Source organism: Streptomyces sp. SID13666 (assembly GCF_010548325.1).
Taxonomy (GTDB): domain Bacteria; phylum Actinomycetota; class Actinomycetes; order Streptomycetales; family Streptomycetaceae; genus Actinacidiphila; species Actinacidiphila fildesensis.
This window is the reverse complement of record NZ_JAAGLX010000122.1, coordinates 1-1,025: the sequence shown is the minus strand read 5'-3', so window position 1 is coordinate 1,025 and position 1,025 is coordinate 1. Positions and strand designations below refer to the sequence as shown.

The following is a 1,025-nucleotide window of genomic DNA, read 5'->3' as shown; positions in this document are numbered from 1 at the left end:
AGCCTTGATACGGCTGCTGCCCGGAATCTGGCGACCACCACCAAGTCCGCACCTCAGATGGCGGGAATCTCCTCCCGCTGGCTGCTGCGCATGCTGCCCTGGGTAGAAGTCACGGCCGGCACCTACCGGGTCAACCGCCGGCTGACCTACTCCGTCGGCGACGGCAAGGTGACCTTCGTCAAAACCGGATCCCAGGTACGGGTCGTCCCCGCCGAACTCGGCGAACTCGCCCTGCTGCGCTCCTTCGAGGACACCGCGGTCCTCACCGCGCTCGCCGACCGCTTCACCCAGCGCGAGTTCGCCCCCGGCGAGCTCCTGGCCGAAGCCGGCCAGCCCGTCGACACCCTGTTCCTCCTCGCCCACGGCAAGGTCGAAAAGCTCAGCGAGGGCGAATTCGGCGAGCAGAATCGTCTCGGCGTCCTCGCCGACGGCGCCCACTTCGGCGAACAGGGCCTGCTCGACCCGGAAACACCCTGGGACTTCACCGCCCGCGCCGCGACCACCACCACCGTGCTGGCACTGTCCCGACAGGACTTCCAGACCCTCGCCGACCAGTCCCCCGCCCTGCGCGCCCACATCGAGGCCTACCGCGCCATCCCCCGCCAACGCGTCAACAAGCGCGGCGAGGCCGCCATCGAACTGGCCTCCGGCCACAAGGGCGAAGCGGACCTGCCGAGCACGTTCGTCGACTACGAAGTCGCCCCCCGCGAGTACGAGCTGAGCGTCGCCCAGACCGTACTGCGCGTCCACAGCCGCGTCGCGGACCTCTACAACGAACCGATGAACCAGATCGAGCAGCAGCTCAAACTCACCATCGAAGCCCTGCGCGAACGCCAGGAACACGAACTCATCAACAACCGCGAGTTCGGACTGCTGCACGCGGCCGACTACGACCAGCGGATCCAGCCGCACGCCGGCCCCCCGCTCCCCGACGACCTCGACGAACTCATCAGCCGCCGCCGCGGCACCCGCTTCCTGCTCGCCCACCCCCGCACCATCGCCGCCATCGGCCGCGAATGGACCCG

1 protein-coding gene is annotated in these 1,025 nt (G+C 69.0%); it reads left to right on the top strand.

Annotated elements, in window-relative coordinates; translation table 11 throughout:
• The coding region (locus G3I60_RS43650; RefSeq protein WP_164299730.1) for a family 2B encapsulin nanocompartment shell protein at positions 1-1,025 on the top strand (1,025 nt) is incomplete at both ends.